The organism is Streptomyces sp. NPDC033178 (genome assembly GCF_055577685.1).
In genome coordinates this window covers 495,308-517,205 of the sequence record NZ_JBVIPT010000001.1, presented here as the reverse complement: position 1 = coordinate 517,205, position 21,898 = coordinate 495,308, and the positions used below count along the sequence as shown (strand labels likewise).

Here is a 21,898-nt window from a genome sequence, read left to right as displayed (position 1 = left end):
ACAAACAAGGAGCAATCGCATGAGCACCGTGAAGAACATCGTTCTCGTACATGGAGGATTCGTCGACGGCTCCGGCTGGCAGGCGGTGTACCGCCTCCTCACCCGCGACGGCTTCGACGTCAGCGTCGTGCAGAACCCGACCCACTCCCTCGAAGGCGACGTGGCGGTCACCCATCAGGTCCTCGACTCGCAGAACGGGCCGTCCGTGCTCGTCGGCCACTCCTACGGAGGAGCTGTGATCACCGAGGCCGGCCGGCACGACGGTGTGGCCGCCCTCGTCTACATCGCGGCCTTCGCACCGGACAAGGACGAGTCGGTCGGCACCCTGATCGCCGACCCGGCTCCCGGCGCGCCCGTTCCGCCGATCCTGCCGCCCCAGGACGGCTTCCTCTTCCTGGACCGCGAGAAGTTCGCCGCGTCGTTCGCGGGCGATGTGCCGCCCGAGGACGCGCAGTTCATGGCCGACTCGCAGGTGCCCTGGGGTCTGGGGGCCCTCAACGGAACGGTGACGGAGGCCGCCTGGCGTGCCAAGCCGAGCTGGTATCTCGTCGCGACCGACGACCGCATGATCCCGCCGCCGGCGCAGCGAGCGATGGCCGAGCGAACCGGAGCCACCGTCAGCGAGGTCGCCGGAAGCCACGCCATCTACGTCTCCCAGCCGGAAGCCGTGGCGGAACTGATCAAGCAGGCCGCAGCCCACGAGGCGTAACCCCGAACGCCACGGCCGGCCACCACGAGCGTGAGCTCTCACGAACCCCGACGGGATCTCGTGCCACCAGAAATGCCACCAGAAAGCAGAGAACCAAGAACATGCGCAAGAAGGTCGTACGTCAAGGAATAGTCGCTGCGGGTACAGCTGGTGCCGCAGCGGCTGTCCTCCTGACAACATCGGCGTCAGCGGCGCCGACATCCACCCCGAAGGACGCTGCCAAGCCGACGGTGGTGCTCGTGCACGGCGGCTTCGCCGACGCGTCCGCGAGCTGGAACGACGTGATCAAGCAGCTCCAGAAGGAGGGCTATCCGGTCGTCGCCCCCGCCAACCCGCTGCGTGGGCTGCCGACCGACGCGCCCTACCTGGCGAGCGTCCTCAAGTCCGTCAAGGGGCCGATCATCCTGGCCGGCCATTCCTACGGCGGCGCGGTGATCACCAACGCCGCGGCCGGCAACCCCAACGTCAAGGCGCTCGTCTACGTTGCCGCGTTCGTGCCCGACAAGGGCGAGCAGGTGGGTGAGCTCCTCGGCAAGTACCCGGGCAGCGAGATCCCCGACGCGGTCAACCCCGTACCGTTCCCGAACCCGGACGGCAGCACCGGGTCGGACCTTTACCTCAAGGCCGACAAGTTCCGCAGCGCCTTCGCCGGAGACCTTCCGGTGTCGGTCACCAACGTCATGCAGGCGGCCCAGAGGCCGTTCAGCGCGTCCTCCCTGACCGATGTCACCCAGGCCGCCGCCTGGCACACCATTCCCTCCTGGGGGCTGGTCGCGACCTCGGACAAGGCCATTCCGCCGGCACTGCAGCGCTTCGAGTACCAGCGCGCCCAAGCCCGTGGCACCGTCGAGGTCCGGGGCGCCTCCCACTCCGTCATGATCAGCCACCCGGAGGCGGTCACCAAGCTCATCGAGCGGGCCGACCGCGGCACGCGCCGATAGAAGGTCGCCACTGAGCGAGGGCCCGCCTGTTCCCCTTCGCAGGCGGGCCGTCCGCGACGAGCCGTCACGGAGTCGAAGGCGTGCTGTCTTCGAGCGCAGGCGGCGAAGACGGGTGGGACAGTCCGGTCAGGGCGTCGCGCAGTCCGGCGCGCGAGGTGACGTTCAACTTCCGGAAGACACTGCGCAGATGGGCGGCCACGGTTCGGGGGGACAGGAAGAGCCGCGCGGCTATCTGCTTGTTGGTCAGCCCGGTGGCGGCCAGTTGCGCCACCTGCCGTTCCTGCGGGGTCAGTTGTGAGGGCGGAGCCGCGCCGGGTATGACCGTCCTGATGGGGATCCCGCTCGCCCGCAGCTCGTTGCCGGCCCGCGCGCTCCAGGGGGCGGCTCCCAGGCGCTCGAACGTGCTGAGCGCGGCTTCCAGGTGCACGCGGGCCTCGACGCCCGCTTTGGCCCGGCGCAGCCTTTCGCCGTACGCCAGACAGATCCGGGCCCAGTCGAACGGCCATCGCTCGGCGCCGGGAGTGGCGATGGCGGCTTCGAACAGTTCATGGTCCACGACGTCCGGGGTGGCGATCGCCTCGGCGGCGTCCGTCAGCATGGCCAGCCGCGGCGAGATCGACGGGATGTCGGTCTTTCTGACCGCCGCGACATGCGCGGCCGCTTCGGAGTGGCGGCCGGAGTGAGCGGCGGCTTCGGTGAAGTCCAGCAGGAGCCACAGAGCGTGCGGCATGTGCGGCGGCAGTTCTCCGGGGGTGCCCACTTCGCCCAGGAAGCGGTAGGCGGCGTCGAAGTCCGCGCTGCCGAGCGCCGACAGGGCCCGGATATGGGAGGCGTAGCTGCGGAGCATGCCCAGGCCTCGGGGGTTCCCCCAGGAGATGAGGCGGTCCGCGACCTGCCGTGCGGTGGTGCTGTCTCCTTGTGCGGCGGCCACCAGCCCCTGAAGGAACTGGGCAGCGCATCCCAGCACGCGGTAGTTGTAGGTCGCGCACCACCCGAGACCCTCGTCCGTGGTCCTGCGGAGTTCGTCCCACTGTCCGCTGGTGTACGCGTCGTTCGCCAGGAGGAAGAGGGCCTCGATCGCCGACGTGATGGCGCCGCCGTTCCGGCCGTCGTCGATGACGCGCCGCAACGCGCTGCGGCAGCCCGGCAGTCGGTCGGCATAGGCGGCGGAGATGGCGGTCCGGATGATGCGTGTGGGGTCGGCCTCCTGGTGGAGGCCGGAGATCAGCTCGTCGAGATCGTCCAGTACGGACAGTGCCGCGTGGGCCGGATCGCCGAAGGTGCCCCGCATCACCGTCAGCAGGGGATCCGAGGAGCACGGCCGGCATCGCGCGACGGCACGGTCGAAGGCGCGCCACAGGTCCGGCCGTCCGCCGAAGAAACACACCCCCAGCAGGGTGTGCAGCGCCTCGCGGAGGATCGTGTCGTCCGCCCCGTCGGGCAGGTCGTGGTGTTCGACGGCGCCGACGAGAAGCCGGTGGGCGGTGTCCACGTCGCCCTCGCCGTTGAGGAGTTGGCTGGCCGCGGCGACGGCGGCCGCCAGGGAGTCGGTGCCGACCGGATCGGCGCGGCCGGCACGGTCCAGCAGAGCGCGTACGTTGCGGAGGTCACCGGTGATGTTGGCGCCCAGGTAGGCCGCCTCGGCCAGCCTTCGCCCCTTGGCCGTCCCCGTGCTGCTCAGTTCCGAGGCGCGCAGCAGGGTGGTGACGGCACCGACGGCGTCACCGCGGTGCAGGGTGCTGTAGGCCACCTGGTGCAGGAGGACGGCCACCTGGTCGTCGGGGCCCACGGCGGCTTCGGCGAGGTGCCGGGCCCGGCGCTCGGATCCTTCCGGGAGTTCCGCGGCCAGCGCCAGGTGTCCCCACCGGCGTTCTGCGCTGGTCGACAGATCCATGACCGCGGACCGGGTGAGCGGGTGCCGGAAGACCAGGCGACCCGTGAGGGTGTCGACATGTACGAGCCCGTTCCTCTCGGCAGGAGACAGCTCCGTCAGGCCGTCGGGGGCGCCCATGGCCTGCCGAAGGATGTGCAGTTCGCCCGAGCCGTCCAGGACGGCGAGCAGGAGCAGTTTCCGGGTGGCGTCCGGGAGCGCGCCGACCCGCGTGGAGAAGATCCTTTTGAGCCGCTCGGTCAACGGCAGCACCGTCGGCAGCGTTCCCCGCTCCGACTGCTGTGCGTCGTTGAGCGAGACGGGCAACTCCAGCAGCGCCAGGGGGTTTCCCCGGGCCTCCGCGACAAGGCGCCGGCGGACCCTGGCCGCCATGGCGGGGAACCGCTCGGTCACCAGCTCGTTCGCCGATACGTCGTCCAGGGGCTGAACCTCGTACGTGGTTATCCCGGTGCTGCTGAGGAAGGACTCGTCGCCGGTCCGGGACGCGGCCAGCAGGGCGATGGAGCCGGTGCGTATGTAGCGGGCGACCGTACTCAGAACCGCGGCGCTGGGCCGGTCCACCCACGCGACGTCATCGATGACGAGAGCAAGAGGGCTGCTCCCGGCGGCGGCCCGGGACAGCAGGATGTGCACGGCGTTCGCGATGGCCAGCAGCTCGGTCGGCTGCCCCTCGGACAGCCCGCGGACCACCTGCAGGGTTTCCGCCTGTCGTGCGGGCAGCGCGGCGATCTCTCCGGCCAGCGGCTGCAGTATCTGGTTGAGTGCCGAGAAGCTGACGCCTTCCTCGAACTGGGAGCCGATGACACGCAGAACCCGGAAGCCGGTTTCGGCAGCGCGCAGCGCCGCGGCGTCCAGCAGCGCGCTCTTGCCCACCCCGGCCTCTCCGGTCAGCATCAGCGCCGTACCCCTTGCCACGGCGGTGTCGAAGAGCCCGTCGATGATCGCCAGTTCCGCCGACCGTCCGACGAGACGACCGACCGAGTTCACACCGCAATTGCCTGTGCGATTCCGGTTGCCTTCCGGGGCAGGCGGTGAAAGGGGTGCCATGAAGCCTCCCGCAATGGTCGGGCACGGTCGCCCGCTTCGGCGGCATTCGTCTCCATTCAGGGGAGCGTAGCCGCCGAAGCGGGAGGGAAATGAGTTATCAGCCGGCCGCCGGAGGCGACGGAAGCCCCCACTGCGAGAAGTCCATCTGGCCGTTACCGCTCTTCGTCAGGAGGTCCTTCTTGCCTGACGACCAGGCAATCGCGATCTTCTCGCCGCTCGATATTTCGACGGTGCCCTTTAGCCGGTCCTTGTTGTCCTCGACGCATTTGAGGAGGATCGACCTCTGTTGAAGAAGGCCTTCGCACGCCTGCCGCTTCTGACCGTCCGCGGACTGAAAGGCGAGCATGACCTTCTTCTTCTGGACGATCATCGCGACCTTGTCGACATCGGATTCTCCGAGCCATCCGCCGTCGAGGCTGTCCGCCTGGCCACTCGCGTCGGTGCTGCTCGGTGTTCCAGGGGTGCTCGGGACTTCCTCGACCGCGTTCGTCGCCGGCGCCGACGGCCTGTCGTTCGACGCGTCGTCGGTGGAATCGTCGCTCTGGCAGCCGGTCAGCAGGACGACGCCGACACCGGCGGCAACGCCGATCTTCACAAAGTTACGCATTTCGTGCGGACTCCTTCATTGAAATTGGTTCGACTCCCGCGGTGGCGTGGCTGCTCGCGGGGCCGTTCTCACTGATTCCGAAACGTTGGTGGAACTTACGAAGCGGCCCCGGCACATACCAGGCCGAGCGGCCGAGCAGCCGCATGGCGGCAGGCAGCAGCACTCCGCGTACGGCGATGGCGTCGATGAGGATGGCCAGACCGCTGCCGAGGCCGAACATCTGCATGAAGCTGACCTTCGCCGTGGCGAACGCGAAGAATCCGACGGCGAGGAGACAGGCCGCGGCGCTGACGATCTTCCCGGTGTGTCCGAGGCCGTGGACGACGGCGTCCTCGGTGCTCTCACCGTCGTCGTGGAGTTCCTTGATCCTGCTGGTGACGAACACCTCGTAGTCCATGGACAGACCGAAGGCGATGCAGAAGAGCAGCACCGTCATGGATGTGTCCATCGGCTGGGCCGTGAATCCCAGTACGGAGCTGAGATGGCCGTCCTGGAAAATCCAGGTCATCGCGCCGATCGCCGCCGCCAGGCTGATGATGTTCAGGGCCAGCGCACGGACCGGCTGGACGATGCTTCCGGTGAACAGGAAGAGCAGGATGAAGGTGGTGACAGCGACCAGGCCACCGGCCAGGGGCAGTCGGCTCGCGATCGATTCCTTGGTGTCCAGCAGCTCCGCGTCGCCGCCTCCGACCAGGACCTCCTTGGAGCCGACGGGCGCCGCGACGTCCCGGACCGCCCGGACGAGAGACTGCGCGTCGTCCGACTTGGGCGGAGCGGTACCGATGACGGTGACCCGCTGCGCGTCGGGGCGTTCCAGGGCTTCGTTCGCCGGGCCGGGGGCCTGAGCGTTCCCCTTCTCGTAGGTGCCTGTCGCCGCCTCGACGCGAACGACCCCGTCGAGGAGCGACAGCTTCCCCGCGTACGCGTCGACAGCCTCGTAGTTCACGGACCCGTCGGCCACCACTTGGATGGCCGCCTCGTCGTCGCCCTCGAAGTCCGTCTGCAGCGCGGCGGACACCTGCCGGCTCGCGGCGTCTTCGGGAAGGACCCTTTCGTCGGGGGTGCCGAACGTGACACCGAGGAGCGGGGCCGCGGCGAGCAGGAGCACAGCGAGGACCGGCACGCTCGTCAGCACCGGCCGGCGCATCACGGTCCCGGCCAGTCGGCCCCAGAACGGTGCGCGCCGGCGATGACGGTCGGCCTTGGGCCAGGGGAGCCTGCCGCTGTTGATCCGGTGCCCCAACAGCATGAGCAGAGCGGGCATCACGAAGAGTGTGCCGACGGCCGCGATGACGACCACGCCCACGCCGGCATAGGCGAACGAGCGGAGGAAGTACTGCGGGAAGACCAGGAGTGCGGTGAGCGCCACCGCGACCGTGCCGGCCGAGAACACGACCGTACGTCCCGCGGTGTGCACCGTCGTTCGGACCGCGTCGGCGACGCTCGCACCCAAGGCGAGCTGCTCCCGGAAACGGCTGATCATCAACAGTGCGTAGTCGATGCCGAGTCCGAGCCCGAGGGCGGTGGTCAGGTTGATCGAGAAGACCGACACGTCGGTGACGCTGCCCAGGAGCGCGAGTTCCGCGAAGGTCCCGGCCACCGCCACCGTGCCGATGGCGAGCGGCAGCAGGGCCGCGACCACGCCCCCGAACACGATGAGAAGGAGGAGCAGCGTCACGGGGACCGCGATGATCTCCGCGAGGAGGAGGTCCTTCAGAACCTGCTCCGACAGTTCGGCGCCCACCGCCGTACCGCCGCCGGCCTCGACCGTGAGCCCTTCGTACCGGCCCGTGTAGCTGTCGATGATGTCGTGCGCGTGCTCTTCCCGCGTCGACTCGTCGCCCTTCACATGGGCCAGGACCATGGCCGAACGGCCGTCACGGGCAAGCAGCGAGTCGCTCTGCGTGTCCCAGTAGGAGACGATGTTGCCGAGCTCGGGTTCCTTGCGGAGCTCGGCCACCAGCTTTCGGCCGTCCTGCTCCACCGCCGGGTCGGTGACGCGCTGCGTGCCACTGCCGACCAGCAGCACCAGGTTGGCTTCGCCGCCGAACTTCTCGTCGATGACCCGACTGGCCTGTGTGGACTGCGAGTCCGGGTCGTCGAAGCCGCCGCCCACCAGTTTCCCGAAGGCGCCCACGCCCACGACGCTCATCGCAGCCACGAGGACGGAGGCCACCACAAGCACAGCTCTGGGCCACCGAACCGTCAATTCCGCAACGCGGTCAAACATGTCCATCCTTTGATTGAGGGGATCTCATGGAGCGGATCCCGGTACGACGCCGTTCGGCTGCGCGCAGACAAGACGCAGGGCCGGCCCAGGAGTTCGATCCGGGCGACGTGAGCTGAATCACAGCTGTGGAGTGGTCCTCGGCCGGCCCATACGATGAGGCGTGTCTTCCTGGAGCCAAGACCTCACGGTCTCCTCGGCGAGCGCCTGGGACGAGGTCTTCTCCGACCTCCACGGCGCGAGCCGCATCAAAGTGCCGGATCGCCACGCTCCGTGGGCAGGACGCCTGGAGTGGCAGCGGTCGAAGGCCTACGGCCTCGCCCTGTGCGCCGGCGGAGAGGAAGTGGTCAGCAGGGACACCCGGCACATCCGGTCCGATCCCCGTGGCACGTACGAACTCCTCGTACCGCTCGCCGGGACGGCCTGGGTGGAACAGGGGTCGTCGTCCGGTGAGATAGGGCCCGGCAGCATGGTGTTGTGCGACATCGACCGTCCGCTGACATTCGCGCACGGTGACGATCTCGTGGGGATCTCCTTCCTCATGGCCGGCCAGAACGTCGCCGGGCGCAGCCCTGTCGCGGCCGGGGGGCCGCACGTACTCAGCGGTGCCCGCGGACTGGGCCGAGTCATCCGGCAGTTGACGACGACACTGCACGAGGAGCGCGACCAACTCTCCGAGTCGACCTTCGACATCGCGTGCGACCGGCTGCTGGACCTGGTGTGTCTGGCAGCGGAGGGCGGCGACGATTCGGCGCCCACCGGGCAACGAGCGACGGTCGAGGCCGCGATCCGGCGCTACATCCGCGAGCACGCCTGCGACAGGGACCTGGACGTCGTCGGCGTCGCGCGGGCGCTCGGCTGGTCCGCGCGCTATGTCCAGCAGGTGCTGCAGGCGGCCAACACCACTTCACGCGACCTCATCCGCCGCGAACGGCTGAACGTCGCCCGAGCCCGTCTGGTCAGTGCGAGTTGGGCCACGTACTCGATCGCGGAGATCGCCCATTCCTGCGGCTTCGGCAGCCATGCCTCGTTCGCCACCGCGTTCCGGTCGGAGTTCGGCATGACGCCCCGCGAAGCCAGACGTGGCTAGCCGTTGGGCGGGCTGAAGTACCGGCGGGGATTGTCCACCAGCATGGTGGTGAGCTGCGCCTCGGTGACGCCGACGCGAAGCAGCGCCGGAAGCACCTCGTCGTGCAGGTGGGTGTAGTGCCAGTTGGGCGCGATCTGCTCCCGGACGCCGGGCGGGAACCAGTCGATGTGGCACGACGCGTCGTGCGACAGGACCATCCGCTCGGCGAACCCCTCGCGCGCGAGAGCCGCGACGGTCGCCACCCGCCGGTCGGTGGGCAGGAGGATGTCGAGGCCGAAGCGGTCCATTCCGACGTACGAGCCGTTGTCGATGAGCCGGTGCAGGTAGTCCAGGTCGGCGGTGTCGCCGCTGTGGCCGATGACGACCGCCCCGAGGTCCACACCTTCGCTGCGCAGGACGTCCTGTGCGACGAGGCCCGTACGGGCGCTCGCGCTGGTGTGCACCGTGATCGGAGCACCGGTCCGCAGATGGGCCTGCGCCACCGCCCGCATCACCCGCTCCACACCCGGGGTGAGTTCGTCCTCGATCGCGCACTTCAGGAACGCGGCCCTGATGCCCGTGTCCGCGATGCCCGTGGTGAGTTCACGGACGAACAGGTCGGTCATGCCCTCGGGGCCGCCGAGCATCGTGCCCGGTCCGTGGTAGCGGAAGAAGTCGGGGATGCCGGCCAGCGTGTAAAGCCCGGTCGCCGCCACGATGTTGAGGTCGACCTGCTCGTTCACCAGGGCGACTCGGGCGACATCGCGTCCGAGGCCGATGACGGTGGGGTCGACGATGGTGGTGACTCCGGTCGCGGCAAGGGCCTTCAGCCGGGTCACGGCGTCGCTGATGTGCTCCTGCTCGTCCCAGGTCTCCGGAAGGGCCTGCCGGAGTTCCTCGCTGAGGACGAAGACGTGCTCGTGCATCAGTACGGCGCCGAGGTCACTTGCCGCCACGGGGCCGCGGACGGTCTGTACCTGCGGGGTCGAGGTCATGCGGATCCTTCGATGCTCGCCCGGGACCCGCCCGTCGAGCGGGCGGCCGGGGTGTGGTGGGAGAGGGCTGCTGTCGAACCGTCGCTCCGAGGACAGCCCCGGGTTCGGCCTGGTGACGACTCTCGCAGCGCCGTGGGACGCCGTCTTTCGCGTCGGCGCGCAGTCCTTTCGCACAGGCGTGATGTCCGGCCGGGGCCGCCGAGCCGGACATCACGTCAACGGGCCACGGGCATGAACTCCTGAACCCGGTCCGCGAGTTGACCTGAAGGGATCAACGAACGGCGGGAGCCGAGCCGATCTCCACCACGCGAGCCCACGCGGGCGGGTTGTCGGGGACGTACTCGGGATCGTCCTCGTCCGACGATCCGGAGTACGGCTCGGAGTCGTACGGCCGCGGGAACAGGCCCACCACCGTCCGGCAGGACGGCTGCGCGCTCGGCCAGGGTGTCTGGCCGTCGGTCAGGACCACGATCACGTCCGGCCGCGGCCGGGTACGGAGCGCCTTGGCGAAACCCGTGCGCAGGTCCGTGCCCCCGCCGCCCAGCAGCGGAATCCCCTCGGCACGGCACAGCGGGTGCACGACGTCGGCCGCCGCGTCGCACGGCAGTACGGAGACCAGGTCCCGGCGGCCGCCCACGGCACGGGAGATCGCGGCAACCTCGCGGAGCGCGCTGCCCAGTTCGGCGTCGCTGACCGAGCCGGAGGTGTCGATGATCACGGAGACCCGGGGCGGTCTGCGCCGGAGACTGGGGAGCACCACGCCCGGCACCCCGGCCGAGCGGCGTGAGGGTCGGCCGTAGCTGTAGTCCTGGCCCGCGCCGGAGCCCGAGGTCGCCGAACGGATCGCCGCGCCCAGCAACTCCCGCCACGGCTGCGGTGGTTGGAACGCCTCCTCGGCCCACCGCTGCCACGCCTTCGGGGCGTTCCCCGGACGGCCCTTGATGCCCTGCGCCACCCGGAACCGAACCGCGTCGCGTTCCTGGGCGCTGAGGCCTTGCGCGCCGTTCGGTCCCAGCTCCCACTCCCTGTCCAGACCGTCCGCCCCGCTGCCGCAGTCCAGCCAGGTGTGGCTCTGGGTGCGCGGCCCGAGCCGGAACTGCCGCAGGTAGTCCTCCATGAGCTGCCCCTCGGGCAGTCCCAGGGAGCCCGGTTCGACGATGTCCTGGGGCCAGGCCAGCCCGTCGCCGTACACGTCGTCGTTGATCTCGCAGTCCGCGGCGATGTTCATCCGCAGGCGTTCCCCGGGGCCGGTCAGCCCGCGTTCCTTCGCGACCCTGTCACTGCGCCCGTGGTGGTCGCGCAGCAGGTGCGACACCTCGTGCACCCACACACCGGCCAGCTCCTCCACCGGTGTGTGATCCACGAACGCCGGTGAGACGTAGCACCGCCAGTGCCGGTCGACGGCCATCGTCGGCACCGAACGCGACTCCACGGCGTGCAGGGCGAACAACGCCGTCGCCAGGTAGGGCCGGGCCCGGGCCGCCTGCAGTCGGGCGGCGAAGAGCTTGTCGAGGTCCAGCGCCCTCGTCGGCTCCGGGATCACCGACTGGCCTTGGTGGCGACCGCGGCCCGGGCCGCCGCCCGGTCGGCCCGCCGGGAGATGGACACCGCTCCGGCGAGCCGTTCGATCGATGCAGGAACGTCCCAGTCCTGTTGTCGCAGCGAGGCGAGAGTGGTCGCGGGGACGACCACAAGGTCCGGGGCTCCGGTGTCCAGTGCCCGCACCAGAAGTGCCCAGGCGGCGTCCCAGCGCGCCTTGTCCGGGCGCTTGCGGACGGCCGCCACGACACCGTCGAGCACGGCCTGTCGCAGATCTCCCCGCTCGGGCAGGACGGCGGACTCCGGGTCGGCGAGCAGCAGTTCGGGGTCCGGCAGGTCCATACGGTCCAGGCCGGCCAGCAGTTCAAGACCGGGGCCGTCTCCCACGGTTCCCCTGACCAGCAGGGACAGCACCTCCCTGGAGGAGTCGGCCGCGGTCGCGAAGGCGATCAGACACAGGGTCATCTCCCAGCTCCGTGGAGACGGCCAAGGTCCGCCCCGACGCGTCTCGTTGCTGGGCAGCCGGTGTACGAGTCCGGGGCGGGCGGAGAGGAGTTCGCAGACGGCGCGGCGGGCGAAGCTCACGGCCTCCGGCAGCTGCTCCGGATCCAGCCGCGGCAGTGTGGCCCGCGGCCAGGTCCCGCCGAGTCCGCGAACCACCACGTCGTGGTCGTGGGTCCACTGGAGATGGACGAACCGGTTGGCCAGGGGCGGGCTCAGCTCCCAGCCGTCGGCCGCCGAGGACCGCGGGTTGGCGGCGGCCACGATGCGTACGCCGGGCGGCAACTGCAGGGCGCCGATGCGTCGTTCGAGTACGAGGCGAAGCAGCGCGGCCTGCACGGCGGGAGGCGCGGTGGACAGCTCGTCCAGGAACAGCAGCCCGCGGCCGGCCCGTACCAGTCGGACGGCCCAGTCCGGCGGGGCCATCGGGACGCCCTGTTCCGCGGGATCGTCGCCGATGACGGGCAGCCCGGAGAAGTCCGACGGCTCGTGCACGCTGGCGATGACGGTGGTCAGTGGCAGGTCCAGGGACGCGGCGAGCTGTGTCAGGGCCGCGGTCTTGCCGATACCCGGCTCGCCCCAGAGAAGGACGGGCAGGTCCGCGGCGACGGCCAGTGTCAGGGCCTCCAGTTGGACGTCGGGGCGCGGTTCCGTGGTGGTGTCGCGCAGGCGGGCCAACAGGTCGCCGGCGATGTCCAGTTGGGAGATGTGCGTCGGGTCGGAGGGTGCGTCGGGCGCGGCGAACGGGCTGTATGAGGGCATGTTTGATCACCTGAGGGTTCGTGGAGCGGCGAGTAAAGGCGGGAGTGAGTAGAAGGCCGGGGCGAGCAGAAGACCGGGGCGAGTGGAAGGCAGGCAGAGATGCCCCTGGATCAGTGGCCGGTCGTGTGGCGTGGATGGGAGCGGTGGTTGCGAGGGCGAGGCAGACCTGGGCGGACCCGTCCTGGTCCCGGGCCGACGAGGTCCGCCCGGAAGAGCCCGTGGGCGATGCGCCGCCGCGCGGCCGTCTCCAGTTCGTCCCGCAGCGCGCCGTCGCGCAGCAGTGCGTCGGGGCCCAGCAGGCCCTCGACGACGGCCAGTGCTCCGGCGATGTCGCCGTGGTGGAGGCGTTCCCGGACTCCCGTGAGGCAGTCCGGACGACGGTGGGCCGTGTCGATGACCTGGAGGCAGGGGAGTGGTGTGCCGGTCAGCTCCGCCAGGAGTTCCTCCCGGCGGATCTCGGCGGGGTCGTGGTCGAGCGGCGACAGGACTCCGTCGACCAGGCCGATCCGGTGCTGTTCTCCCCGGCACTCCACGAGGTGCGGTTGCCCTGGCACGGCGGTCGCCCGCCCGGGGGTCCGGGAGGGACCTTTCGGGGAGTGGCCCGGTGCCAACGCCGAAGCGACGAGCGGGTGCAGCCGATCGACCTCGATCGAACCACTGCGGAGCAGTTCCAGGTCGGGCAGCGTCCAGGTCGCCGCGTCGGGCAGCACGGGCAGCGCGGCGGTGGTCCCTCTCGTGCGCGCCACCGCGACGGTGAACCCGGGCTGTCCCGCGCCCTCACCGTCCGCGACCAGGTCCAGCAGCAACCGCTGCCCGGACCCCAGCCGCACGGCGACGGTACCGGTGGACCGTTCCTCGGCGCGGAGCAGTATCCCTGCCTCGGCGGCCCACCGGTCGACGGCGCAACGTGGATCCCACGGCACCGGCTCCGGCACATCCGGGTTCACCGGGGGAAGGACCTCGTCGGCCGGCCGATCGGCTCCCGACCGGACGCGTAGCTCTTCGCTTCTGCGCGCGTCCCACAGATGACGGTGCAGATCGAGGCGGAACCGCCGGTTCGGACGGGGGTGCGGGTGACGGAGGGCGCCGGCATCGGCAGGGGACCCGTCCCACAGCGCGAGGCTGATGCGCTGACCGGCATCCGCCCAGGCGGGCGCCGTCCGGACCACCAGAGACACCGGGCCAGGGCCGTCAGGCGTGCCCGGGCCGCCACGCTCCACCGCGTCGTACCGCGTCAGAGCGATCGTCAGTCCGGGACGCAGCAACCCGTGGGGAGCGATCCTCGGCATGTGCCAGCGCAACAGATCAGGCGCCAAGTGGCGGAGATCCACGCGGACTTGTGCGGCCAGATCCCGGCCTCGGGTTCTAGCCAGGGACCGCAGATCGAGATCGACATCGACGCCCGCGGCGGCGCACGCCCCTGCCCAGTCCCCGGCGAGGCGACGGGTGGTGGCAGTCTCGATCATGGAGGGCGGCACGGCGAACTCTCGCACGCGCGGCCAGAAGGAAAGGCGGAGATCCTCGTACGCGGCGTCAGTGAGCATCAGCACTCACCTTGCGCGGACGGGACCCCCATTCTGTCAACAGAGTGAGTCGTCATCGCGAGCGACAGTAGCGCCCTCGTGTCGACCTGTCAGGTGGTTTTCCGTGGCAGTCAGTTCCGGCCACCTGGATCGGCGAGGGCCTGGAGCACGGCGGCGAGGGCCTGTCGTACCCGCGGGGACGGGTCCTCCCAGGCCAGGTCCATGAGCCGGTCGTGCAGCGCATCGCGGTCGGGCGGCAGCGCGAAGCCGACCTTGAGCCACTCCTGCAGACCGAGCGCGGCGCTGTACCGGACCGGATCCTGAGGGTCGTCGAGACCCCGCACCAAGCGGCGTACGTCCTCCTCAGCGCCGTAACCGCCGTAACCGTCGTGACTGGGGCCATCCTCTTCCGGGACGAGCAGCCGGAGCACCGCAGCCCGGACCTCGCTCTCCTCGGTGCTGTCGGCCAGGCGTCGCAGGGCAGGCAGGGCGTCCGCCAGCCCGATCAGGGCATAGCCCGTCCGCCATGCGGTGCTCGGCTCCGCCGCGAGGCGGGCGATCAGGGCGCGGGTCACGGGCCGACGCTCCCAGAGACTCAGCCCGCCGTGGACGGCCGCGCCCAGGCCGTCGACGGCACCTGCCTGCACGTCCGTGTCCGGGTCGTCGAGCAGCGGGAGCAGCAGCCACACGGCGTCCCATCTCCCGCACTCGCCGATGGCTTTCGCGGCGGCGGCACGCGTCGGTCCCGTTATGGCCGTGTCGGCGATGACGCCGCGCAGGAGTTCCACGGCGGTCCCGGTGTCCACCTCGCCCAGCGCGTGAGCGGCCGCAGGGCCGGCCACCGGGTCGCGAAGCCATCTCCGTGCCGGGCCGATCAGCTGCCGGTCGTCCGGCTGTTCCAGCATGCGCAGCAGGCGCGCTGCCACGGCCGGGCTCCGTTCGGCGTCGAGAGCTGCGGCAAGGGCGTCTCGAACCTGTGGCGTCTCCACGTCGGACAGCCGTCCCGCCATCGCGATCCGTACGTCCGGGGACGGGTCGCGCAGCCCCGCGAGCAGTGAGTCGAGCAGTCGCTCGGTGCACTGGCGCGGCAGCAGCGTGAGCGCCTCTACGCGTGCGGCGGCGTCGCCCTCCCGGGCCGTCCGGATCACTTCGGCCTTCACGGCCGGATCGTCCCTCAGCACGTAGATCAGACTGCGGGCCCGGCCCCACACGGCGCCGTCCGGATCGCCGAGCAGGCTCACCAGCGCCGGGACATCTCCGGGTACGCCCAGTGCCGTCAGCCCGACGAGAGCGTTGATACGGACGTGGTACTCCGGGTCTTTGAGCAGCTCCGCGAAGGCCCGTACGATCCCGTCGCCGTGAAGTTCGAGGTGGATCGCGGCGAGCGAGGCCCTGCGGCGTACCCATGGATCCATGTCGCCCATCAGGAGCGGCAGCACAGCCTTGCCCGCCTCTGGAACCCCGAGTCGGCCGAGGCCGATGGCCGCGGCCTCGCGCACCTGGGGCACCGGGTCACCGGCCGCCTCGGCGAGCACCCAGGCGTGCTCGCGACGGCCGACCCTGCCCAGCCCCTTCGCCGCCGCCACGCGACGCTGCGTGTTCCGTCCCGCCAACTCCCTCAGGAAGAAGGCGATCTGGTGTTCCGACCCCATGTTCCACCCCGGAAAGGAAGACTTCCGAGCAGCTCGGAGGTTGTACGGCAGGGCCGGGTCCGCCGGGGATCACAGCGCGCGGGCGAAGGAGTCGAGGACGGCGAAGTCGGTGTCGAGCAGGCCGATCCGGGCGTCGACATGATGGAGAAGCGCCGGGCTCCCGTGGTGCGAGGCGACGAAAGCGCGGTCGGTGTCGTCGAGGTCGTCGTCGACCCAGGCGAACGGGCGGCCCTGGGCGTGCGCGACGAGGTGACGGGTCTTCCAGAACGTGCCGTCCGGGCGTATGTCGTGTGTCGTGGGCCAGTCCACGACCGGCAACCGGGGAAGGCCGATGACAGGCCCGATGTACGTGTTGGCCTCCACGCCCCAGGTCGTCGCCCACACCAGGTCGTACCGCCCGCCCAACTCCCTCAGACGGGGGCCGTGTTCGGGGTTGAGCCAGACCCGGAGGGGTTTTACGTAGGCCCGCGGCGTGCCGGGGTGCTGGGCGATCCAGCCCTCGGGCTTCATCCGATGCGTGGCATACCCCGCGGGCCGCCGGTGCGGCTTGGCGGCGTAGGGGTTGAGCGGCCCGTCCACGTCGAGGTAGAGAAGCGGCCGGTTCATGCCGTTACCTCCTTTCCCATCGCTGCTCCCGCCCCGCGCTTGGCTCGTTCACGCGCTCCCCGGCCAGGTTGCGGTCACCAGCCAGAGGCGGGCTGTCAGCCGTACGCCGGTGTCCGACTCGTAGGCGCGGAAGGCGTCGACCGCCGCGAGCCGGGCGCGTTCCGTGGCCAGCGGGTCGGTGTCCCGCAGCCAGTGCCGCATGGGACCCCAACCGAAGAGGAAGGTCGCGGCGTCCTCCGCATCCGCGCCCCACAGCTGTGTCCGTTCGATCGCCTCGGCGTCGGCGTCCTCGAAGCCCGCGTCGCGCAGCACGCCCGTGGTGCGTTCGGGGTCGGCGAAGGAGGCGGGGCCGGTCTTCGTGTCCTGGGACAGGTCGGGCAGGGGCACATGCTCGGCGACGGCGGCGAGGACGACGGACTGTTCCATACGGCTGAAGGCCTGCGGACAGACGAAGGCGAGGCGTCCGCCCGGCCGCAGAGCCCGCCCGATGTTGGCGAACGCGGCCACCGGATCGGCGAAGAACATCACCCCGAAGCGGCTGAGCGCCACGTCGAAGCCCGCCTCGGGAAAGGGATACACCTGGGCGTCGCCCTGCACGAAGGAGACGTTGTCGAGCCCCTCCTCGGCGGCGCTCGCCCTGGCCCGCTCCAGCATCGGCACGGACAGATCGACGCCGAGGGCACGGGCTCCTCGGCCGGCCGCGAGGCGGGCGACACGTCCGTTGCCGCAGCCGATGTCGAGGACCGCGTCCGTGTCCTTGATGCGGGCGGCTGCCAGGAGAGGCTCGTTGGCGGCGTCGTTGAGATTGTCGTAGCGCGTCTGGTGGTCGGCCCAGTGGGTGCCTTCATAGCCGTTCCAGGCCTCGGCCTGATGCGTGTTCACGATCGTCTCGTCCGTCATACGTACATGGTGACGCCCTGCTTTGCCCCGTGTCACCGCGTCGGGCCGGGCGCCGGGGTGACGTCAGGCGGATGCGGCCGATTGGAACTGCTCGCGGTGAGCTCGGGCCCCGGTCATCAGGCCGTCCAGGGCGTCGCGGGTCTGAACGAGTTCCGCGATGTGTGCGGTGAGCCGGTCGCGTTCCTGGCCCATGCGTTCGAGGGCGGCGTCCGAGTTCTCCTCGCTGGGCGAGTCGACGCAGGGGAGCAGTTCCGTGATGGTCCGGCTGGACAGACCTGCCGCGTACATCCGCTGGATGAAGGTGACTCGCTCGACCTCGTTGTCCGTGTAGTGCCGCTGACCACTGGCGCTGCGCGTGCTGGTGAGCAGGCCCTGTTCCTCGTAGTAGCGCAGCGACCGGACGCTGACGCCGGCCCGTTCGGCGAGCTCTCCGATGCGCATGCCGTTCTCCCCGCTCCCCGTTGTCACCTGCGACACAGGCACTGTTACCTGCGACACAGACCTTGCCCCTGACGTCAATGTCAGGTTTTAGCGTAACCGCTGTGCCCGGCACCGGGTACAGCGGATCGCGAAGGAGTCCTGAAGTGACGAGCCTGTTCCAGCGCCATCAGCTCGGCGAACTGACGCTGCCCAACCGCGTCGTGATGGCCCCCATGAGCCGGGTGAGGGCCGCCTCCGGTGGTCTGGCGACGCCGTCGATGGCGACCTACTACGCCCAGCGCGCGACCGCCGGGCTGATCGTGTCCGAGGGCGTCCAGCCGAGTCTGATCGGGCAGTCCAACCCGGGCACGCCCGGCCTGCACACCGAGGAGCAGCAGGCCTCGTGGCAGCCGGTGACGGACGCCGTGCACGCCAACGGCGGACGGATCTTCGCCCAGCTCATGCACGGCGGGCGCGTCTCGCATCCCGACACCACGGGCATGCGGCCCGTGGGCCCGTCGGCCGTGCCCGCCGTCGGCGAGGTGTTCACGCCGACCGGGCCCCAGCCGGTCCCCGTGCCCCGCGCGCTGGAGACCTCGGAAGTCCCGGAGCACGCCCGTTCATACGCCGACGCGGCACGCCGGGCCGTGGACGCGGGATTCGACGGAGTGGAACTGCACGGAGCCAACGGATACCTGATCTCGCAGTTCCTCTCGTCCAACGCCAACCTGCGCACGGACCGGTACGGAGGCTCCGTGGCCCACCGGATCAGGTTCGCCGTCGAAGCGGTGTCCGCGACCGTCGAGGCGGTCGGCGCGGCGCGCACGGGCATCCGGCTCTCCCCGGGCGGGACCTTCTGGGGCGTGCGGGAGACGGAGGTCACGGAGCTCTACAGCGCCCTGCTCGGCGAGTTGGCGCGGCTGGAGGTGGCGTACGTCCATCTCGAAGCGACCACGGACGAAGAGGTGCTGGTGGCGCTGCGCCGTGCCTGGCCCGGCACGCTCGTCATGAACCCGGTCGTCCCCATGGGCCCCAAGCAGACCGGCCGTTCCGAGGCCGACCACTGGCTCGGTCTGGGCGCGGACCTGATCAGTTTCGGCCGCGCCTTCATCGCCAACCCCGACCTGGTGGAACGCCTGCGCACGGGTGTGCCTGTCGCGCCCGTCGACGAGGCGACCTACTACCAGGGCGGCGACGCGGGATACCTGACGTATCCGGCGCACCAGTACAGCGCCTGATACCGGGGGCCCGACCGGGGGGTCCGACCGGGGGCCCGCCGGGTGGCTCGCGCTGCGGCGCGCCGCTCGCCGGTTCCCGCGCCCTGTGTCCGGTCGCCCCGGTCAGGCGATGTCGCGGTCCAGTTCGTCGAGTCGGCCGGTCTCCAGGTGTGCGATGTCACCGCCCGAGTCCAGGGCCGTGTCGAGGAGGAGAGCGAGTGAAGTGCCGTACACCGGGACCTCGTTCGGCTCGTCGACGAGACGGAGGCGCGGACGGTTCGTCTCCGTGCCGTCGGACGGTACTTCCTCGATCCGGCAGACGACCCAATGGGTCGTCCCTGTGCGGGAGTTGTCGACCGCGCCGAGACTCCGACCGTCCGCTAGATCGATGACGACGGCGATCGAGTGCGCGCGGTGGCCGCGCCACACCGTGCGGCGGTCGGCGATCGGCCGGAGTCGCCAGGCATCGTCGAACAGCGTCGCGGAGCCGATACGACTGTAGAGCGCCACCACGTCCGCGCACCCCTCGAACCAGAGCCCGTCCGGAGACTGCGCGGGGGTGGTGGCATGGTCACGCACGATCCGGTCGATCACGTCGTCCATCTCGACCGCCGCCGGCGCGAGATGCCAGCCGGCCACCGGCCGCAGCGATCCGTCGTCGTCCTGGCCGACACCCACGAGTCCGGCGTGCAGGGCGACCACTCGGTTGTCGCCTCCCACCCGGTCGTTGATGTGGACGACCAGCCGCGACAGCGTCGCCGGCACGTCGTCGCTGCGCACGCCGGGGCCCTGGTAGAACATGCCGTCGAGGGTCAGGTCGCGCGGTTCGTCGAGGGGAAGCTCCAGCAGTGGATTCGGCCTCGTGACGGTGCCGTGGCGGGTCAGGTACGGATAGAACCGGGCGATCCATCCGGTGACCACCTCGCCGCCGTAGGCGTCGACCGGGCTGTAGATGCGGCGCCAGAACGCGGTGTCCACGTCGCCTGCCGCGGCACGGACGAACTGGTCGGTTATCGGGACGAGCGACCGGCACCATGTCTCCGGGCCCAGATCGGCGACCGCGTCCAGCCGTGCACGGATCCGCTGCCAGTCCTCGACCGTGCCGGTCAACGTGACCGACGGGATGCCGCAGACGAAGGTCATCCACAGGGCGAAGTACGGCGCGTACGCGTCGAGCATGACGATGCGTCCCGCGACCCGCTCGACGTCGGTGCTGGTGGAGAAGTCGCACTCGAAGAGGCCGGCGGTCGTGCCGGTGTCGTCGATCTCCGCCGCGAGCAGTTTGTGGAACAACTCCACAGCGTCCTGCCAGGAGTTGGGGTCGTCCGGTAGCTGCCCGTCGACGGCCACGGTGAGCCGCTTGCGACCCGCGTGACGCACCAGTCGCGGCCGCAGTTCCTCGGCGTGCAGACGGATGTGCTGGGCGAGGCCCTGCGCGATCGTCAGCCACACCGCGTCCGGAGTCAGTACGAGCCGACGATGATCGGCGAACGCACGCCCCACAGCCCCGAGCAGCGGATGCACACCGTTCGGCTCGATGAGCGGGGTGCTCGGGTCACCGCCGACCGCGAGCGCGTCCACGACCAGGTCACCGAGAGGCCGGGTGGGCAACGGCTCGACAGCGGGCGTCACATCGTCGATCTCGAAGGTCACCATCGCACGATCCTATGGCGTTCCGGGTTAGCCGGTGATCAGTAGGCTGTCGCGGGCGCCAGGCGGGGGTGGACGCGGGGGAGCAAGCGGACGTCATGGGTGCCGCAGTGGACGATCGAGGCTGGTCCAACACCCGTGCCTGGGTGGAGAAGACACTGGGCGAAGGCGATCGCATCAAGGCCGTCGTCCCGCTTCGTGGCGGCTGGACCTCGCAGATGCGCCGTCTCGACATCGAAGGGAAGGGCGAACCCGGGAAGGGTGAACCCCGGTCGCTCGTCCTGCGGTCGTTCGTCAAGCCCTTCTTCGTCAAGCACGCGCACGGGCTGCTCACGCGCGAAGCGGACATGCTGAGGTTCCTCGCGGAGACGCCCGTGCCGGTCGCCGACCTCCACGGTGTGGACGCCCTGGCAGAGCACTGCGACCACCCCTCGCTCCTGATGTCCTGGTTGCCGGGACGCGTCAGGCTGGACGAAGAGGACGTGCCCCGCAGGACCGAGCTGCTGGCTCAACAACTCGCCGACATCCATGGGCTGTTCGTGCCGACACGGACACGGCCGCGTACGTACGAGGCCTGGACGGCACCCGATCGCGTGCGGTCGCCCGAAGGCACACGGCGGCCCGAGCTGTGGCGACGGACCGTGGACGTCATCCGTCGTCCGCCCCCGCCCTCACACCCATGACGCTCACCCACCGGCCTGAGGACTACCTCCAGGCACTCCTCACCCGCTACGGATGAGCGCGCCCGACCCCGCTCCGAGAACGAGCGGGTGTCAGCTCGGGGTGTCCTCCGGTCCGTCGTCGTTCTCCTCCACCGGTGGCATGAAGGCCCGCAGCCACCGTTCCGTCTGGGCGACGTGGGCCTCGGCCGCGCCGGCGGCGGCGCCCGGGTCGCGGTCGGCGATCGCCGTGGCGAGGACCCGGTGGTCCGCGTCGCTCTTGCGTCGCATCTCGGGGCCTTCGGGGAGGGTGAAGACCTGGTACTTGCGGGAGCGGGCGCGGAAGACCGCGAGCAGGGAGGCGAGCGTGGGGTTCTCGGCGGCCCGAGCCACCTCGGCGTGGAAACGGTGGTCGAGCTCCGAGGCCTCGGTGGGGTCCTCGGTCGCCTCCATGGACTCGATGAGCGAGTAGAGCGTCTTCACCGTCTCGGGGGTCCGGCGCGCGGCGGCCTTGGCGGCCACGTGTGCCTCCAGCACCCGCCGGATCTCGTAGACCTCCAACAGGCCGGACAGCGGCAGGAGTTCGAGGGTCAGCGACAGACTTCCGATGACGTCCTCGGGCCGGAGCTGGGAGACGTAGGTGCCCGAACCGTGCCGCGGCTCCACCACACCGAGCGCCGCGAGCATCCGTACGGCCTCGCGCAGCGGGCCCCGCGAGACGCCCAGTTCCTCGCCGAGCTCGGCCTCGGGCGGGATGCGGTCTCCCGGGCCCAGACGCCCCGTCGCGATCATGTGACGCAGACCGTGGAACGCCTTGTCGACTGCGGACATCCGATTCCTCCCCTGACGGGCCGGCGGCACCACCGAGACCCTCGGGCACTGTAGTCAGTCATCTGATGTCTCGGATGTATCGGCCGGGAGTCATCTGATGACTTTCGTTGCATGACCCTTGCGAGGCCGGAAAACGCCTGCCAGGATGCCGA

At 70.3% G+C, this 21,898-nt stretch carries 17 protein-coding genes and 1 pseudogene; 5 read left to right on the top strand and 13 right to left on the bottom strand.

The features are described 5' to 3' along the window. Nucleotides 1-19: 19 nt before the first annotated feature. Both ACZ5VQ_RS02575 and ACZ5VQ_RS02570 read left to right on the top strand, forming a co-directional pair. Nucleotides 20-709: an alpha/beta hydrolase gene (locus tag ACZ5VQ_RS02575; RefSeq protein ID WP_362070795.1), complete on the top strand. Its 690-nt coding sequence runs from the start codon at nucleotides 20-22 to the stop codon at nucleotides 707-709. 230 nt (nucleotides 710-939) lie between these two features. Then, entirely contained in the window at nucleotides 940-1,650 is a 711-nt protein-coding gene (locus ACZ5VQ_RS02570; protein ID WP_469103306.1) for an alpha/beta fold hydrolase, read from the top strand. Nucleotides 1,651-1,714: 64 nt separating this feature from the next. Here the strand turns inward: ACZ5VQ_RS02570 and ACZ5VQ_RS02565 are convergent, their stop codons facing one another. The 3 genes from ACZ5VQ_RS02565 to ACZ5VQ_RS02555 all read right to left on the bottom strand — a co-directional run bounded on the left by ACZ5VQ_RS02565 (nucleotide 1,715) and on the right by ACZ5VQ_RS02555 (nucleotide 7,425). After that, a complete protein-coding gene (locus ACZ5VQ_RS02565) occupies nucleotides 1,715-4,528 on the bottom strand; it encodes an ATP-binding protein (RefSeq protein ID WP_469103305.1) in 2,814 nt (937 codons plus the stop codon). A 157-nt stretch (nucleotides 4,529-4,685) separates the two neighbouring features. Next, the gene (locus ACZ5VQ_RS02560) at nucleotides 4,686-5,195 is read right to left on the bottom strand and encodes a hypothetical protein (protein ID WP_469103304.1); all 510 of its coding nucleotides are present in this window, start codon (nucleotides 5,193-5,195) and stop codon (nucleotides 4,686-4,688) included. Further along, entirely contained in the window at nucleotides 5,188-7,425 is a 2,238-nt protein-coding gene (locus ACZ5VQ_RS02555) for an MMPL family transporter (protein WP_469103303.1), read from the bottom strand. The genes ACZ5VQ_RS02560 and ACZ5VQ_RS02555 overlap by 8 nt, the downstream gene beginning before the upstream one ends. A gap of 160 nt (nucleotides 7,426-7,585) precedes the next feature. On the opposite strand from ACZ5VQ_RS02555, the gene ACZ5VQ_RS02550 reads away from it, so the two are divergent. Further along, on the top strand, nucleotides 7,586-8,512 hold the full coding sequence (locus ACZ5VQ_RS02550) for an AraC family transcriptional regulator (RefSeq protein ID WP_469103302.1): 927 nt from the start codon (nucleotides 7,586-7,588) through the stop codon (nucleotides 8,510-8,512). On the opposite strand, the gene ACZ5VQ_RS02545 is transcribed toward ACZ5VQ_RS02550, so the two are convergent. From ACZ5VQ_RS02545 to ACZ5VQ_RS02510, 8 genes are all read right to left on the bottom strand, one after another. Continuing rightward, the gene (locus ACZ5VQ_RS02545; protein WP_469103301.1) at nucleotides 8,509-9,486 is read right to left on the bottom strand and encodes a phosphotriesterase family protein; all 978 of its coding nucleotides are present in this window, start codon (nucleotides 9,484-9,486) and stop codon (nucleotides 8,509-8,511) included. The two genes, ACZ5VQ_RS02550 and ACZ5VQ_RS02545, sit on opposite strands and share 4 nt — an antisense overlap. Nucleotides 9,487-9,757: 271 nt before the next feature. Next, nucleotides 9,758-11,029 carry a vWA domain-containing protein gene (locus tag ACZ5VQ_RS02540; RefSeq protein ID WP_469103300.1) on the bottom strand — a complete coding sequence of 424 codons (1,272 nt, stop codon included), beginning with the start codon at nucleotides 11,027-11,029 and terminating at the stop codon, nucleotides 9,758-9,760. Further along, nucleotides 11,026-12,288 carry an AAA family ATPase gene (locus ACZ5VQ_RS02535; RefSeq protein ID WP_469103299.1) on the bottom strand — a complete coding sequence of 421 codons (1,263 nt, stop codon included), beginning with the start codon at nucleotides 12,286-12,288 and terminating at the stop codon, nucleotides 11,026-11,028. The genes ACZ5VQ_RS02540 and ACZ5VQ_RS02535 overlap by 4 nt, the downstream gene beginning before the upstream one ends. A 110-nt stretch (nucleotides 12,289-12,398) precedes the next feature. Further along, nucleotides 12,399-13,832, bottom strand: a complete 1,434-nt coding sequence (locus ACZ5VQ_RS02530) for a hypothetical protein (protein WP_469103298.1) — start codon at nucleotides 13,830-13,832, stop codon at nucleotides 12,399-12,401. Between the two features lie 110 nt (nucleotides 13,833-13,942). Further along, the gene (locus ACZ5VQ_RS02525; RefSeq protein ID WP_469103297.1) at nucleotides 13,943-15,463 is read right to left on the bottom strand and encodes a HEAT repeat domain-containing protein; all 1,521 of its coding nucleotides are present in this window, start codon (nucleotides 15,461-15,463) and stop codon (nucleotides 13,943-13,945) included. Between the two features lie 69 nt (nucleotides 15,464-15,532). After that, entirely contained in the window at nucleotides 15,533-16,069 is a 537-nt protein-coding gene (locus ACZ5VQ_RS02520; RefSeq protein WP_469103296.1) for a hypothetical protein, read from the bottom strand. 48 nt (nucleotides 16,070-16,117) lie between these two features. Then, nucleotides 16,118-16,969, bottom strand: coding sequence for a class I SAM-dependent methyltransferase (locus ACZ5VQ_RS02515; RefSeq protein WP_469103295.1), 852 nt, complete (start codon nucleotides 16,967-16,969; stop codon nucleotides 16,118-16,120). Nucleotides 16,970-17,032: 63 nt separating this feature from the next. Next, nucleotides 17,033-17,410 (bottom strand): MerR family transcriptional regulator, encoded by a 378-nt coding sequence (locus tag ACZ5VQ_RS02510; RefSeq protein WP_469103294.1) that lies wholly within the window; start codon nucleotides 17,408-17,410, stop codon nucleotides 17,033-17,035. Between the two features lie 143 nt (nucleotides 17,411-17,553). Between ACZ5VQ_RS02510 and ACZ5VQ_RS02505 the strand changes: the two genes are divergently transcribed. After that, a complete protein-coding gene (locus ACZ5VQ_RS02505) occupies nucleotides 17,554-18,627 on the top strand; it encodes an alkene reductase (RefSeq protein ID WP_469103293.1) in 1,074 nt (357 codons plus the stop codon). 102 nt (nucleotides 18,628-18,729) lie between these two features. Here ACZ5VQ_RS02505 and ACZ5VQ_RS02500 read toward each other — a convergent pair whose 3' ends face one another. Beyond that, on the bottom strand, nucleotides 18,730-20,262 hold the full coding sequence (locus ACZ5VQ_RS02500) for a DUF4419 domain-containing protein (protein ID WP_469103292.1): 1,533 nt from the start codon (nucleotides 20,260-20,262) through the stop codon (nucleotides 18,730-18,732). 92 nt (nucleotides 20,263-20,354) lie between these two features. Between ACZ5VQ_RS02500 and ACZ5VQ_RS02495 the strand changes: the two are divergent. Beyond that, nucleotides 20,355-20,924, top strand: a pseudogene (locus ACZ5VQ_RS02495) (phosphotransferase family protein); the annotation flags it as partial. Between the two features lie 105 nt (nucleotides 20,925-21,029). Here ACZ5VQ_RS02495 and ACZ5VQ_RS02490 read toward each other — a convergent pair. Continuing rightward, nucleotides 21,030-21,746, bottom strand: a complete 717-nt coding sequence (locus tag ACZ5VQ_RS02490; RefSeq protein WP_362070762.1) for a FadR/GntR family transcriptional regulator — start codon at nucleotides 21,744-21,746, stop codon at nucleotides 21,030-21,032. Between the last annotated feature and the right edge of the window lie 152 nt (nucleotides 21,747-21,898).

Coding starts and splice junctions, on each gene's coding strand:
- ACZ5VQ_RS02510 (WP_469103294.1), bottom strand. CDS start 17,410: ATGCGCATCGGAGAGCTCGCCGAACGGGCCGGCGTCAGCGTCCGGTCG.
- ACZ5VQ_RS02545 (WP_469103301.1), bottom strand. CDS start 9,486: ATGACCTCGACCCCGCAGGTACAGACCGTCCGCGGCCCCGTGGCGGCA.
- ACZ5VQ_RS02515 (WP_469103295.1), bottom strand. CDS start 16,969: ATGACGGACGAGACGATCGTGAACACGCATCAGGCCGAGGCCTGGAAC.
- ACZ5VQ_RS02490 (WP_362070762.1), bottom strand. CDS start 21,746: ATGTCCGCAGTCGACAAGGCGTTCCACGGTCTGCGTCACATGATCGCG.
- ACZ5VQ_RS02560 (WP_469103304.1), bottom strand. CDS start 5,195: ATGCGTAACTTTGTGAAGATCGGCGTTGCCGCCGGTGTCGGCGTCGTC.
- ACZ5VQ_RS02525 (WP_469103297.1), bottom strand. CDS start 15,463: ATGGGGTCGGAACACCAGATCGCCTTCTTCCTGAGGGAGTTGGCGGGA.
- ACZ5VQ_RS02535 (WP_469103299.1), bottom strand. CDS start 12,288: ATGCCCTCATACAGCCCGTTCGCCGCGCCCGACGCACCCTCCGACCCG.
- ACZ5VQ_RS02530 (WP_469103298.1), bottom strand. CDS start 13,832: ATGCTCACTGACGCCGCGTACGAGGATCTCCGCCTTTCCTTCTGGCCG.
- ACZ5VQ_RS02520 (WP_469103296.1), bottom strand. CDS start 16,069: ATGAACCGGCCGCTTCTCTACCTCGACGTGGACGGGCCGCTCAACCCC.
- ACZ5VQ_RS02555 (WP_469103303.1), bottom strand. CDS start 7,425: ATGTTTGACCGCGTTGCGGAATTGACGGTTCGGTGGCCCAGAGCTGTG.
- ACZ5VQ_RS02500 (WP_469103292.1), bottom strand. CDS start 20,262: ATGGTGACCTTCGAGATCGACGATGTGACGCCCGCTGTCGAGCCGTTG.
- ACZ5VQ_RS02575 (WP_362070795.1), top strand. CDS start 20: ATGAGCACCGTGAAGAACATCGTTCTCGTACATGGAGGATTCGTCGAC.